12 protein-coding genes are annotated in these 12,307 nt (G+C 48.8%); 7 read left to right on the top strand and 5 right to left on the bottom strand.

Features of this window, described 5'->3' with window-relative positions; translation table 11 throughout:
* Positions 1 to 6: 6 nt before the first annotated feature.
* The 4 genes from NZM01_05900 to NZM01_05915 form a co-directional block, all read right to left on the bottom strand.
* A complete protein-coding gene (locus NZM01_05900) occupies positions 7 to 312 on the bottom strand; it encodes a hypothetical protein (GenBank protein MCS6959565.1) in 306 nt (101 codons plus the stop codon).
* A 186-nt stretch (positions 313 to 498) separates the two neighbouring features.
* Positions 499 to 1,020, bottom strand: coding sequence for a hypothetical protein (locus NZM01_05905; protein ID MCS6959566.1), 522 nt, complete (start codon positions 1,018 to 1,020; stop codon positions 499 to 501).
* A 28-nt stretch (positions 1,021 to 1,048) separates the two neighbouring features.
* Entirely contained in the window at positions 1,049 to 3,169 is a 2,121-nt protein-coding gene (locus NZM01_05910) for a transglycosylase SLT domain-containing protein (GenBank protein MCS6959567.1), read from the bottom strand.
* Positions 3,170 to 3,229: 60 nt separating this feature from the next.
* On the bottom strand, positions 3,230 to 4,879 hold the full coding sequence (locus NZM01_05915; protein ID MCS6959568.1) for an AarF/ABC1/UbiB kinase family protein: 1,650 nt from the start codon (positions 4,877 to 4,879) through the stop codon (positions 3,230 to 3,232).
* Between the two features lie 165 nt (positions 4,880 to 5,044).
* Between NZM01_05915 and NZM01_05920 the strand changes: the two genes are divergently transcribed.
* The 6 genes from NZM01_05920 to NZM01_05945 are packed head-to-tail and all read left to right on the top strand — an operon-like array spanning position 5,045 to position 10,474.
* The gene (locus NZM01_05920; protein MCS6959569.1) at positions 5,045 to 5,767 is read left to right on the top strand and encodes a circadian clock protein KaiA; all 723 of its coding nucleotides are present in this window, start codon (positions 5,045 to 5,047) and stop codon (positions 5,765 to 5,767) included.
* A complete protein-coding gene (kaiB, locus tag NZM01_05925; protein MCS6959570.1) occupies positions 5,764 to 6,069 on the top strand; it encodes a circadian clock protein KaiB in 306 nt (101 codons plus the stop codon). The genes NZM01_05920 and kaiB overlap by 4 nt, the downstream gene beginning before the upstream one ends.
* Entirely contained in the window at positions 6,062 to 7,597 is a 1,536-nt protein-coding gene (kaiC, locus tag NZM01_05930; protein ID MCS6959571.1) for a circadian clock protein KaiC, read from the top strand. Before kaiB ends, kaiC begins: the two co-directional genes overlap by 8 nt.
* Positions 7,594 to 9,090: a bifunctional pantoate--beta-alanine ligase/(d)CMP kinase gene (locus tag NZM01_05935; GenBank protein ID MCS6959572.1), complete on the top strand. Its 1,497-nt coding sequence runs from the start codon at positions 7,594 to 7,596 to the stop codon at positions 9,088 to 9,090. The genes kaiC and NZM01_05935 overlap by 4 nt, the downstream gene beginning before the upstream one ends.
* A 35-nt stretch (positions 9,091 to 9,125) precedes the next feature.
* Positions 9,126 to 9,647, top strand: a complete 522-nt coding sequence (gene ribH, locus NZM01_05940) for a 6,7-dimethyl-8-ribityllumazine synthase (GenBank protein ID MCS6959573.1) — start codon at positions 9,126 to 9,128, stop codon at positions 9,645 to 9,647.
* Complete coding sequence (locus tag NZM01_05945; GenBank protein MCS6959574.1) at positions 9,647 to 10,474, top strand: carbon-nitrogen hydrolase family protein; 828 nt, start codon at positions 9,647 to 9,649, stop codon at positions 10,472 to 10,474. The genes ribH and NZM01_05945 overlap by 1 nt, the downstream gene beginning before the upstream one ends.
* Here NZM01_05945 and NZM01_05950 read toward each other — a convergent pair.
* Positions 10,464 to 11,564, bottom strand: coding sequence for an MltA domain-containing protein (locus NZM01_05950; GenBank protein MCS6959575.1), 1,101 nt, complete (start codon positions 11,562 to 11,564; stop codon positions 10,464 to 10,466). The two genes, NZM01_05945 and NZM01_05950, sit on opposite strands and share 11 nt — an antisense overlap.
* Positions 11,565 to 11,647: 83 nt before the next feature.
* On the opposite strand from NZM01_05950, the gene NZM01_05955 reads away from it, so the two are divergent.
* Positions 11,648 to 12,283 (top strand): peroxiredoxin, encoded by a 636-nt coding sequence (locus NZM01_05955; GenBank protein MCS6959576.1) that lies wholly within the window; start codon positions 11,648 to 11,650, stop codon positions 12,281 to 12,283.
* Positions 12,284 to 12,307 lie beyond the last annotated feature (24 nt).

Consider the following 12,307-nt stretch of genomic DNA (forward strand, 5'->3'; position numbering starts at 1 on the left):
ATACCATCAGGGTACAGCACAATAGCAAGAAGACAAAAAACAGCTTGCCCATCGTATCGTAATAGCTTCAGTGTAGGAAAACTCTGATGTATTAGAGGCAATATATCTCCTTAACCGTTGAGCTAACCCACTCAAATTAATTCCCCTATCAAATGCCGCCAGTTTTTCACCATCCCTGCCCACCAATAGAAGTCTCTCACCTGTCCTATAACCATCCTCACTAAAAATGATTTCATGTTCAACATCAACAATGTTAAAGTATTTACGCGGTGGATGAATCTGCCATTCTGCTCTAGTTTGACAATTATACATATTTTGCCCAACCCTCTGGCAACTCAAAGTTACATCCCCAGCCCTGTAATGGCTAAACACAAAGATTGCTAGCGAGATAAACAAGATTACTCCCAAAAGTTTGACCAGATTTTTTAAGGTAAGTATTTGCCGCTTCATTTTTTCTCGATCCCAGATTTAAGCTTGTTTCCCTAGCATAGAAAATCACTAAGTGTCTCTGACTGACCAAATGTGATTACAGAGAGACACTAATGCGTGCAGAAAAATGCATGCAAGTACCACGAGACGGACAACAAAAAATACTTTGCCCTGAGTATCCTCAAAGTAAATAGTGCGGTAAAATGTCCACTCATCTGAATCGATAAATTTTTGTAAATCATAATGTAACTGGCGCACTTCATCACTGTATGTGTAATCAGTAGTCAGGGATTCAAACTTTTCTCCCTTTTTGTTTACCAAGTATAATCTGTGATACCTTGCTTCTATATCGGTATCATACTCAGTGATGATTACACTTTTATACTTTTTCCCTGCACCAACACCAAGTTGCCATTCCGAATCAAATCTACAATTTACTACCTTGCTGCTCTCCCTACTGCACTTTACATAGATATCACCTGCACCGTCATGCATAGCAGTCTTAATCCAAAGCCAACTAGATAAAAACATCAGTGTACTTGTCCAAGTGAAAGTCCAAAGGCTACTCAAGGATAATAAACGTTTAGTCATCCTTGCCCCCTCCCAGCACATATACAGTCTAGCCTATTTCTCTCACAGTATTGGCAATATGGTTTTGGAGAGTAGGGCTATAGATGCGTAGATAGTTCCAGTAGTTAGCAAATACTTTCTTCACATAATCGCGGGTTTCACGGTAGGGAATGCGTTCCACAAACTCATCTACATCTCCCACTCCCCCCTGCACCCAATTAGCCACTGCCCCTGGTCCGGCATTGTAACTAGCCACCGCTAGCATGGTGTTATTTTGATAGCGACTGTGGGTGTAACGGAGATACCATGTGCCAAATTCCACATTGTCCTGGGGATTAGTCATACTGTAGTTTTTTCGCCCTAATTTGCTGGCAATCCAAGCCGCAGTTTCAGGAATAATTTGCATCAGACCCACGGCATCAGCACTCGATCGAATTCCCTTTTCAAACCGTGATTCCTGTCGAATTAAGCCGAAAACTAGAGCTGGGTGCAGATTCCGTTCTGTAGCCCTGGTTTGCACAATTTCCTGATAGGCAAGGGGATAGAGAAAGGGCAACCGATCGGGATGTTTTTTCAATTCGGGAATCTGACTGGCTTCCTGGGGACTGACATCAATCCAATCTAAACTGTCAATCTGTTTGATGCCTAGCAAATAATCTCCCGCCAACACCCGCATAATACCATCGGTGAAAATCTCTCTGACGTTCAAAACTCGCTTGCCCCTTGTGGTAAATTGCCATAGCTCCGTTGCGTCCTGGTCTTCTCCCAGTAAGTACAATTCCTGTAAAACTGGTGATCCTGTAGGTAGGGGGGCACGGGTAGCGATCGGTTGTAAGTCATATCTCACTTGCTCTACTCCTCCCAGACTGCCCACGGGCATGCCCAAAGCTGTAGCCGAGCGCCAAGCATAGTAGGACTCAGGATGATGACGGAGGACATGGCGATAGAGTTGCTGCGCCCCCGATCGGTCACCAATTTTTTCTGACCACTTCCCTGCCCAAAAGCCCGCTTCTGCTGCTGCTTCACTGGTTTGGTTCTGCAGTTGCAACTGACGGACGGTAGCGATGGCATCAAGGAATTGCCCCGATCGAGCTTGCTCTTTTGCTCTTTCTAATAGGAGTTGCGCCGCACTATCACTCTGGGGAAATTTTTGGATGAGGGTCTTGAAAGTCAACTGGGGATTTGTTTTCAATAAGTCCCGCTCGATGTAAAACTTGGCTAAAAGGGCTTCTGCCCCCGCACTGGGATAGCGCTCCACAATCCGATCGGCAATAGCTACAGCCTGTTCAGGGGGTAATAGCTGCACCAACCGCAGGAGAGCACGGGGGGCTTCCGGACTTTGGGGATAGCGCTCGACTACACCCCTGTAGGCACTGATGGCGCTGTCATGGCGATCGGCACGGTGGTAACTGCGGGCAAGACGATAGGCAGTTATGGCGTTGGGGGTAGCTTTGCTGTAAGCATCTGCAGCTTTAGTGAACACAAACTGGTCGTAATACCCATCGGCAACCGCCCACCACTGGTCAGGGGTAAGACGCAAGCGACTAGCCCGATCGAGGTAAGGCAGAATATCCACATCATCGGGGAAATAGGTGACCAAGCTAACCAACAGATCAGGGTTGGCTAAAGACCGTTCCTTAAGATACTTTTTCGCCAGGGGATGGGCAGGATAGCGTCTGATAAGAGTGTCAATCTCTTGTCGATCGTGGGTAACTGTTGCCGCCACCGCCGTACTGGGAAAGCGGTTAAGGATATTGGCTTGTAGGGTTGCCGCTTCTTCCTTGCGCCCCAGTTGTAGCAGAGCTTGGGAACGTTTCAGCCAAATATATTCCGTGAGCAGGGGGTAGGATTTCTCTAAGTCTGCCAGAAGAGCAAGGGCTTGTTCTGGTTGACCTTGGCGCAGGTAGAGATTAGCTAGCACATAACGGTGGCGATGGGCTTGGGCACTATCGGTCTTGACCTGTTGAGCATGGTAGCTAATTTGCTCAGTGACAGAGAGAGCAACGGAACGGACAAAAGGAGTGGGGCTAGGTAAATCAGTTAGTTTAGTCACACTGGGGGCAACGATTTTTTCCCCCTGCTTCGCCATGAGAGTGAGATTATAGAAGTTCAAACCTGCTATCCCCAAGCTACCCAGTAAGAGAACCCAGCTAAACCACCACTTTTGCATAGCATTCCTTCACACTCTGACAAGGCTGACACCAGTCAAACGCCTGGCATCCTAGCATAGCTATTGGGAATTGAACAGGGTAAAAGGTAACACACTCGCTACAACCTGGGGAATTACCCCCCAAGAAAACTTAAACTCTGGTTTGATTAACTCCCACAGCCGCAGCACTTCTTTTACATGGAGACGATTATCTTCCGTCAAAGCCAACAAAATGCGATTGCGAATATACTTACCTTCCTCCGATAGCAAGTAACGCAAGCCACTATGGGCAGTGGGGATAATATTGAGGTCACCTTCCGATCGGGCAATGCGCAACAAATTTTCCAAACGATGCCACTGGAAACGATTATCCTTAAACAGCACTTCTAACAACCGCCGCCGCAAACTTTCCGATTCATCTGTCAACAAGCGTTTAGCAACGTAGGGATAGGCAATCTGTACAATTCTAAAGTCAGGATTGAGAGTTAATGCCACACCCTCCTGCGTAATCACTGAGCGGATAATCAAAGCAAATTTGGCAGGTAGACAGAAAGGGTAATCATACATTACCTTAGCAAACCGATCGGTTACCACCTTGAAATTAAAGTCCCTCACCCGCTCATTCATAATATCGGCAAAGACCGCCTCTAAAGCCGCTACGATCGGTCTCAGGTCTGTATCGGGTCGCAGAAAACCCAGCTTAACATAAACTTCCCCTAACTTTTCGTAGTCCTTGTTAATCAAATGGACAACAGAATCAACTAGCAGCTCTTTTGTCTGTAAATCCAGTTGGTCCATCATGCCAAAGTCAATATAAGCCATCCGACCATCGTAGGTGGCAAACAAATTACCAGGGTGGGGGTCAGCATGGAAAAAGCCAAATTCTAGTAACTGCCGCAGCCCCGACATCACCCCAATTCTAATTAACTGATCCCGATCGAGACCCGCCGCCTTGATTGTCTCCACATCGGTTAACTTAATGCCATGAATCCATTCCAAAGTCAGCACCCGTTTAGTAGTGTAACGCCAGTAAATTTTGGGCACTTTTACATGGGGGTCATCCTGGAAATACCTACTAAATTGTTCCGCGTTTCTTGCTTCCTGTAGGTAATTAATTTCCTCAAATAACTTTGTACCAAACTCATCCACAATTGCTTCTAAGCTGTTCCCCAAATTGAGGGGTAAATAAGGACCAAACCAGCGGGCAAATAAACGAATGATATACAAATCAAGGGTGAGAATGGGAATCAAAAACGGTCTCTGTACCTTAATGGCTACATCTTCCCCTGTATGCAACTGTGCCTTATAAACCTGCCCCAAACTAGCCGCTGCCACGGGTTCAGGGGAAATCGCTCGGTAAATCTCCTGGGGACTTTTGCCCAAATCCTCCTGGATAATCCGAAAGGCAATTTCGTTACTGAAAGCAGGCAGCTGATCCTGTAACTTCGCCAGTTCTGTCACAAAATCAGGGGGCACTAAATCGGGACGGGTAGATAGAGCTTGCCCCACCTTAATATAAGTGGGACCTAACTCCGTGATAATTTGGCGCAACTGTTCAGCCCTAGCGATCGGTGATTGCCTCGTCAGCTTGTCCCATAGCAACCCAACCACAAAGGACAGAAATGCCCCCATCGTCTGTAGTACCCGTCCCACCACCAGCAGAGGACGCTGGGAGTAGTAAGCAGAAATAACCTGGGGATCGTAAACTTCTAACTCCGTCAGTCTCGTCACAGCTGTTGTTAAATACTTTTGCTAAAAATGTACCACTTGCAACATTTCTGCTGCTTGACTTAATCTAATTTAACATACTTAGGGAGGACTATGCCCAATGGTCGACTGCGAAAAAGCATAAACAGCTTATCATAACACTAAGGTACGAAGGTTTTGTTGTCACCTGTGTCACTCCACATCGGCTACGTCCCTGGGGCAAATACCCCCCCCAACCTCCACGAGTTGCTACCCGCCGATCGGTATAAGCTCGTGCCGGTTAACTATTTGACGGAAGATACAAATCTAGATTGCCTGCTAGTTTTTGATGAAGAGATTCCCACCCTGCACTTGCCGATCGTGGTGATCAGTGAAAAAATTATTGACCCCCAAGTTGTCCATGTTCCCCCCAACCATGTTACCAATTTACCCCATTATATTGAACAGTCCATCAGGCAATTTTTACACCGTCTCGATCGTTCCCAGGTTATCAGCGAGCAGCAGCGCAAACTAGCGGAGAAGCTAAAAGAAAGGCTAGGTTATTTAGGCGTATATTACAAACGTGACCCCAACCAATTCCTGCGAGCCATGACCCCCGACGATCGGCGCGCCTACCTGGCTAAGTTGACAGAAATCTACAAGGGGATTATTTTGGAGTACTTCAAAGAAAGCCCTGACCACCTCAATCAAAAGATCGATGAATTTACGAATATGGCATTTTTAGCAGATGTATCTGTTTCCCAAATCCTAGAAATTCACATGAATTTGATGGAACAATTGAGTAAACAACTGCGGATCGAAGGTCACAAAGATGAAATTCTGCTAGATTATAGAATTACCCTTATAGATGTGATTGCCCATCTCTGTGAAATGTATCGTCGTTCTATTCCGCCAAAGGCAGGTAACCTATGACTCCTCTCCGCAAAGCCTACGTCCTCAAACTCTATGTGGCGGGCAATACAATTAACTCCCTGCGGGCATTGAAGACCCTCAACGAAATTTTAGAGAAGGACTTCCAAGGTATTTACACCCTTAAGGTAATTGATGTCCTGAAAAACCCCCAGCTAGCAGAGGAGGATAAAATTTTGGCTACCCCCACTTTAGCGAAAGTTTTACCCCCACCTTTGCGTAAAATTATTGGGGACTTATCCGATCGTGAGAAAGTATTAGTTGGATTGGATTTACTTTACGAGGACCTACAGGAGCATGAGTAATTTCGACCAGCAGGAGCGGGGTATCAAGAAGCTGCGCACGATGATCGAGGGCTTGGATGACATCACCCACGGCGGCTTACCCATGGGTAGGGCAACGTTAGTCAGTGGTACGGCAGGTACAGGTAAGACTCTCTTGGCGCTGCAGTTTCTCCACAATGGCATTGTCCACCTCGATGAACCTGGTGTATTCGTGACTTTTGAGGAGTCCCCAGAAGACATTATTAAAAATGCCTACAGTTTTAATTGGGATTTGCCTAAATTGATCGCCCAGGGGAAGTTATTTATTCTCGATGCCTCCCCTGACCCGGAAGGGCAAGAAATTGTGGGGGAATTTGACCTGTCTGCCCTCATTGAGCGGATCCATTACGCCGTCGTGAAGTACAAAGCTAAGCGGGTAGCGATCGATTCCATTAGTGCCATTTTCCAACAGTATGACTCCATTTCCCTGGTGCGGCGGGAGATGTTTCGGTTGGTGGTAAGATTGAAATCCCTGGGGGCAACCACAGTCATGACAGCCGAACGGGTGGATGAGTACGGTCCCGTGGCACGCTTTGGTGTAGAAGAATTTGTCTCCGATAATGTGATTATTTTGCGCAATGTTTTGGAGGGAGAGAGGCGGCACAGGACAGCGGAAATTTTGAAGTTGCGAGGGACAACCCATATGAAGGGGGAATTTCCTTTTACTATGACCAACCAGGGCATCAATATCTTTCCTTTGGGCGCCATGCGCTTGACGCAAAAGTCCTCCAATGTGCGGGTTTCTTCAGGAATTAAAACCCTGGATGAGATGTGCGGTGGTGGCTACTTTAAGGACTCCATTATCTTGATTACGGGGGCAACGGGTACGGGTAAAACCCTGATGGTGACCAAATTTTTGGAGGATGGCTGTAAGAATGGGGAAAAAGCTATTTTGTTTGCCTATGAGGAGTCGCGGGCCCAACTGTCCCGTAATGCTTCTTCTTGGGGCACGGACCTGGAAAAGTTAGAAAATAGCGGTGTTCTCCGTATTATTTGCACTTACCCCGAAGCCACGGGTTTGGAAGACCACCTCCAACAAATCAAGACGGAAATTGATAATTTCAAGCCCACTAGAATAGCGATCGATTCTCTCTCGGCTTTGGCGCGGGGGGTGAGCAACAACACATTCCGTCAATTTGTGATTGGTCTAACAGGCTTTGTCAAGCAGGAAGAAATTACAGGGCTATTTACCAACACCACAGATCAATTCATGGGGTCCCATTCCATTACGGAATCCCATATTTCCACAATTACGGACACCATCATTCTCCTGCAGTATGTGGAAATTCGCGGCGAGATGTCCAGGGCAGTGAATGTGTTTAAGATGCGGGGTTCTTGGCACGACAGCCGCATTCGCGAGTATGTGATTACTGACCAGGGGGCACAGATCAAAGATTCCTTCCAGGGGTTTGAACGCATTCTCAGTGGTTCGCCCACGCGGGTGTCCATTGATGAGAAGACGGAACTATCGCGGATTATGCGGGGGGTACAGTCTGACCCTGACCTATGACCAGGATTTTCCGCAAGATAGCGGGGTTGCGCTGTTGGCGACGATCGGTAGTAGGGGATGTGGGGTTTGTCCCCACGATGGGTGCTCTCCACCCGGGGCATGGCAGTTTAATTGAGCGGGCGCGGCGGGAGAATCGCCATGTGGTGGTCAGCATTTTCGTCAACCCTATCCAGTTCGGTCCCCAGGAGGATTTCCAGCGCTATCCCCGTACTTGGGGGGAGGATGTGCAGCTCTGCGAAAGTTTGGGGGTGGATGTCATCTTTGCGCCTACGGCAGAGGAGGTAGTGCCTAGTTTTCGGGTCTTACCCCCAGGGGACATGGTGTCAGTGCTCTGTGGCAAGTATCGCCCTGGTCATTTTGAGGGTGTCTGCACGATCGTGCTCCAGCTCCTAAATATTGTCCAACCCGATCGGGTCTATTTGGGGCAGAAGGATGGGCAACAGGTGGCGATCGTGGAGCGCATGGTGCAGGAGTTCCATTTGCCTGTGCAGGTAGTGCGCTGTCCCACAGTGCGGGAGGCTTCGGGTTTAGCCTTGAGTTCTCGCAATCGCTATTTGACGGGGGCAGAACGGGAAACAGCAACTTTGCTCTCCCAAGCTCTAGCCTTGGCGGTCAGGCAATTTCAGACGGGGGAACGATCGGCGGCAGTTTTGACCGCATCTGTCCAAAGTTTCTTGCGCCAATACCCCCAAATCCAGCTACAGTATATCGAATGTGTGGATTTTCAGACCCTCACTCCCCTCGATGTAATTATGGATGGTATGACGGCTATGTTGGCGATCGCTGGCTATGTGGGCAATACCCGCCTCATTGATAATGTAATCCTCCAAAAGCGCCGCCCGATCGTGGCAATTGACGGTCCTGCCGGGGCGGGGAAATCAACGGTGGCTAAGTTGGTGGCAGAGAAACTGGGCTTGGTTTATTTGGACACGGGGGCAATGTACCGCGCCATCACCTGGAGTGTGCTACAGGCAGGGATTGACCTAGAGGACAAAAGTGGGATCGTGGAATTGGCAAGCAGCCTCAATCTGCAAGTTACCAGTGATGCCCAAATTTTCGTCAATGGGGAAAACGTCACCCAGGTCATTCGCCAGGAGGCAGTCACCAAAGCTGTATCCACAGTGGCAGCGATCCCCGAAGTGCGGGCAATTCTAGTTAAGGAACAACAGGCCCTAGGGCAAGGGGGAGGAGTGGTTATGGAAGGTAGGGACATCGGCACCCATGTTTTCCCCCAGGCAGAAGTAAAAATTTTCCTTACCGCTTCTGTAGAGGAACGGGCAAGGCGCAGGCAGCGGGATTTGCAGCAGCGGCAACAGGAAGTACCCCCCTTAGCGGAAATTCAAAAATCGATCGAGGAACGGGACTACAAGGACATGCACCGCCCTGTTTCCCCCCTCAGGCAAGCCCAGGATGCTGTCAGAATTGACACCGATGGCATGACCATTGAAGAGGTAGTAAGCAAAATCATCAGCCTGTTTCGGGAGCGCTTGTGAACTATCATAAAGATTTGGGAGACACGACACAAACTATGACGGTATTTGAAGGTAACTTCACCGATACAGACGATCTGCATTTTGCCCTGGTCATGGGGCGGTTTAATGACTTGGTAATGACTAGGTTAATGCAGGGATGTGTAGATACCCTTGTCCGTCATGGGGTGAAAGAAAGCAACATCGATCGGGCGTGGGTGCCTGGTAGTTTTGAAATTCCCTTGGTGGCAAGGGAGCTGGCTTTAACGGGTCACTACGATGCGGTCATTTGTCTGGGGGCAATTATTCGGGGGGACACGCCCCATTTTGACTATGTGGCAGCGGAGGCAGCTAAGGGGATTGCGGCGGCTTCCCTCCAGACAGGCGTACCGATTATTTTTGGCATTATCACTGCTGACAACATGCAACAGGCGTTGGAGCGGGCAGGAATCAAGGTGAACAAAGGGGGGGAATATGCCCTCAATGCGATCGAAATGGCAAATCTAATGCGCCACATCCGCAAAGTGACGGCAGTACGTCCTGAGCGCTATAATGCCATACCACCGGGAACAGACCAGTGATGAAAGCTTACCTTGCGGCGGCTGTGCAAATGACTAGTACGCCTGATTTGGAGAGTAATCTCAGCCAGGCGGAAGACCTCATTCAGTTGGCGGTTAACAGGGGTGCAGAGTTAGTTGCCCTGCCTGAAAACTTTCCCTTTTTAGGGGATGAGGAAGAAAAACGCCAAAAAGCCAGCACGATCGCTGAATGGAGCGAGAAATTCCTCAAGACTATGGCGCAGCGCTACCAGATCACGATTTTGGGGGGTGGCTATCCTGTACCAGCGGCGGCAGGTAAGTTCTATAACACGGCACTCCTGGTGGGTCCCCAAGGGGAAGAACTGGCGCGCTATCACAAAATCCATCTCTTTGATGTCAATCTGCCGGATGGCAACACCTACCGCGAATCAGCTACTATCCTGGCGGGCAGAGAATTGCCCCCTGTCTATAAGTCCGATACTTTGGGGAATTTGGGTCTGTCGGTCTGTTATGATGTCCGTTTCCCGGAACTCTATCGTCATCTTGCCCAAAACGGGGCTGAGGTTCTGTTTGTCCCTGCCGCTTTTACTGCTTTTACGGGGAAAGACCACTGGCAGGTGCTGTTGCAGGCGCGGGCGATCGAGAACACCTGTTACGTCATTGCTGCTGCGCAAGTGGGGACGCATTACCAACGCCGCCAATCCCATGGTCATGCCATGATTGTTGACCCCTGGGGCACGATTCTCGCTGATGCCGGTAACACACCAGGAGTAGCGATTGCGGAAATTCAACCAGCCCGCCTAGAGCAGATTCGCCGCCAAATGCCCTGCCTGCAGCACATGACCTGGAGTTGTACGGTTAGTCTTTAAGAAGCAGATAATAGAGGCGACCAGGGGATTTGATTAAGCCAGCGCGGTCTTGGGCTGTCTTGCCTGTACCCATAAAAATATCTACCCGTCCTGGTCCTCTAATGGCACTGCCTGCATCCTGATCGAGAACGAAGCGGAATACCCAACGGTAGGAGGGAGTGGGGGAAGGGGAAGAGAAAAAGGGTAAGGTGGTGGCAATGAGGGCGAGACCACCAGGGGGCAGCAGCGATTTATCCGTGGCAATCGATCGTTCAGCTGTGACAGGCACACCAATACTACCAGTAGCGGGTCTACCTTGGGTTTCGCGGAAAAAGATGTAACTCTCATTGCGGTAGAGATAATCCATCAACTCCTGGGGATAGCGCTGGAAATAAGCAATAATGGCGGGTAAATTCACTTCCTCTGGTTTCATCTTGCCGTCTTTGATTAACTCCGCGCCAATGGAAGTGTAAGGACGATCGGTCTTTCCCGCATAACCCACCGTCATCATCTCTTTGTCAGATAAGCGCAGGCGTGCTGAACCCTGCACATGAATTAAAAACACTTCTAGGGGATCAGCCAACCAGACCAATTCCCAACCCTGCAATCTGTCCGTTGTTTCCAGCTCCCGGCGCGTGGGATGGGGTCTTTCCCACTCAGCAAAATCTGCAGGCAGACGATAGAGCGGATAACGAAACCGATCGGTCTTTGTTCTGCTGGCATTAAAGACAGGTTCGTAATAGCCCGTAAACAAAACCGTCCCCTGATTATCTCTCCCGATCGATTGATAAAAGACAAACTCCTGCAAAACTTGCCTCTGTAATTCCTCTAAGTTTCTGCTGGTTAGCAACAACTGGCGAAAGCGCCTGAGACTGCGCACCATCCGATCGTGGGTAATATCGCCGATCGGGTAGAACTTGTGGGAAGAGGGTTTAGCCAAAAAAGCCAGACTGTAGTCAATTGCTCTGATTAACCTTGGCCGATCGGTAAACAACATTTCATCTTGCAATACCTGCTTCCCCTCCTGCACAGGGACTAATACTGACTGGGCAAAGCCAACCCCCCCCAGTAAAAAGTACAGTAAACTAGCCTGAATTAGCTGCTTCCCCATGGTAAATAAAGGTTAAGTTTGTAACAAATTGCCCTGACTAAGCGTATATTCAAAATACAATGCCCAAATAAGGACATACGCTTATGACTCTACAACTTGGGGATACTGTTCCTGATTTTACCCAAGACTCTTCCGAAGGACCAATCCATTTTTACGAGTGGATGGAAGACAAGTGGGTAGTTTTATTTTCTCACCCTGCTGATTATACGCCTGTGTGCACCACGGAACTGGGAGAGGTAGCCAAGCTGAAACCTGAATTTGACAAACGCAATGTCAAGGTGATTGCCCTGAGTGTGGACGACGCGGAATCCCATCGGGGTTGGATCAAGGACATCAACGAAACCCAAAATACTACGATCAACTATCCTATCCTTGCCGACGCGGATAAAAAAGTATCGGAACTCTACGGCATGATTCACCCCAACGCCAATCCCAACGTCACAGTCAGGGCAGTTTTCATCATCGACCCCAACAAAAAACTCCGTCTCACCCTCACCTATCCTCCCAGCACAGGACGCAATTTTGATGAAATCCTGCGGGTGATTGATTCTTTGCAACTGACGGATAACTATCAAGTGGCTACCCCTGCCAACTGGAAGGACGGGGATGACTGCGTGGTTGTGCCCTCCATTCCCACGGAGGAAGCCAAACAGAAATTCCCTAAAGGGGTCACAGAGATTAAACCCTACCTGCGTATGACGCCCCAACCCAATAAGTAAAAATTTTGTCCCGTCTGTAGGGCG

Origin of the sequence: Pseudanabaenaceae cyanobacterium SKYG29, assembly GCA_025055675.1 — a bacterium.
Classification (GTDB): domain Bacteria; phylum Cyanobacteriota; class Cyanobacteriia; order Pseudanabaenales; family Pseudanabaenaceae; genus M5B4.

Excerpts from the sequence above, each read along its gene's own strand:
- NZM01_05950 (MCS6959575.1), bottom strand. The coding sequence starts at position 11,564 with ATGGGGAAGCAGCTAATTCAGGCTAGTTTACTGTACTTTTTACTGGGG.
- NZM01_05955 (MCS6959576.1), top strand. The coding sequence starts at position 11,648 with ATGACTCTACAACTTGGGGATACTGTTCCTGATTTTACCCAAGACTCT.
- ribH (MCS6959573.1), top strand. The coding sequence starts at position 9,126 with ATGACGGTATTTGAAGGTAACTTCACCGATACAGACGATCTGCATTTT.
- kaiC (MCS6959571.1), top strand. The coding sequence starts at position 6,062 with ATGAGTAATTTCGACCAGCAGGAGCGGGGTATCAAGAAGCTGCGCACG.
- NZM01_05935 (MCS6959572.1), top strand. The coding sequence starts at position 7,594 with ATGACCAGGATTTTCCGCAAGATAGCGGGGTTGCGCTGTTGGCGACGA.
- NZM01_05905 (MCS6959566.1), bottom strand. The coding sequence starts at position 1,020 with ATGACTAAACGTTTATTATCCTTGAGTAGCCTTTGGACTTTCACTTGG.
- kaiB (MCS6959570.1), top strand. The coding sequence starts at position 5,764 with ATGACTCCTCTCCGCAAAGCCTACGTCCTCAAACTCTATGTGGCGGGC.
- NZM01_05910 (MCS6959567.1), bottom strand. The coding sequence starts at position 3,169 with ATGCAAAAGTGGTGGTTTAGCTGGGTTCTCTTACTGGGTAGCTTGGGG.
- NZM01_05945 (MCS6959574.1), top strand. The coding sequence starts at position 9,647 with ATGAAAGCTTACCTTGCGGCGGCTGTGCAAATGACTAGTACGCCTGAT.
- NZM01_05900 (MCS6959565.1), bottom strand. The coding sequence starts at position 312 with ATGTATAATTGTCAAACTAGAGCAGAATGGCAGATTCATCCACCGCGT.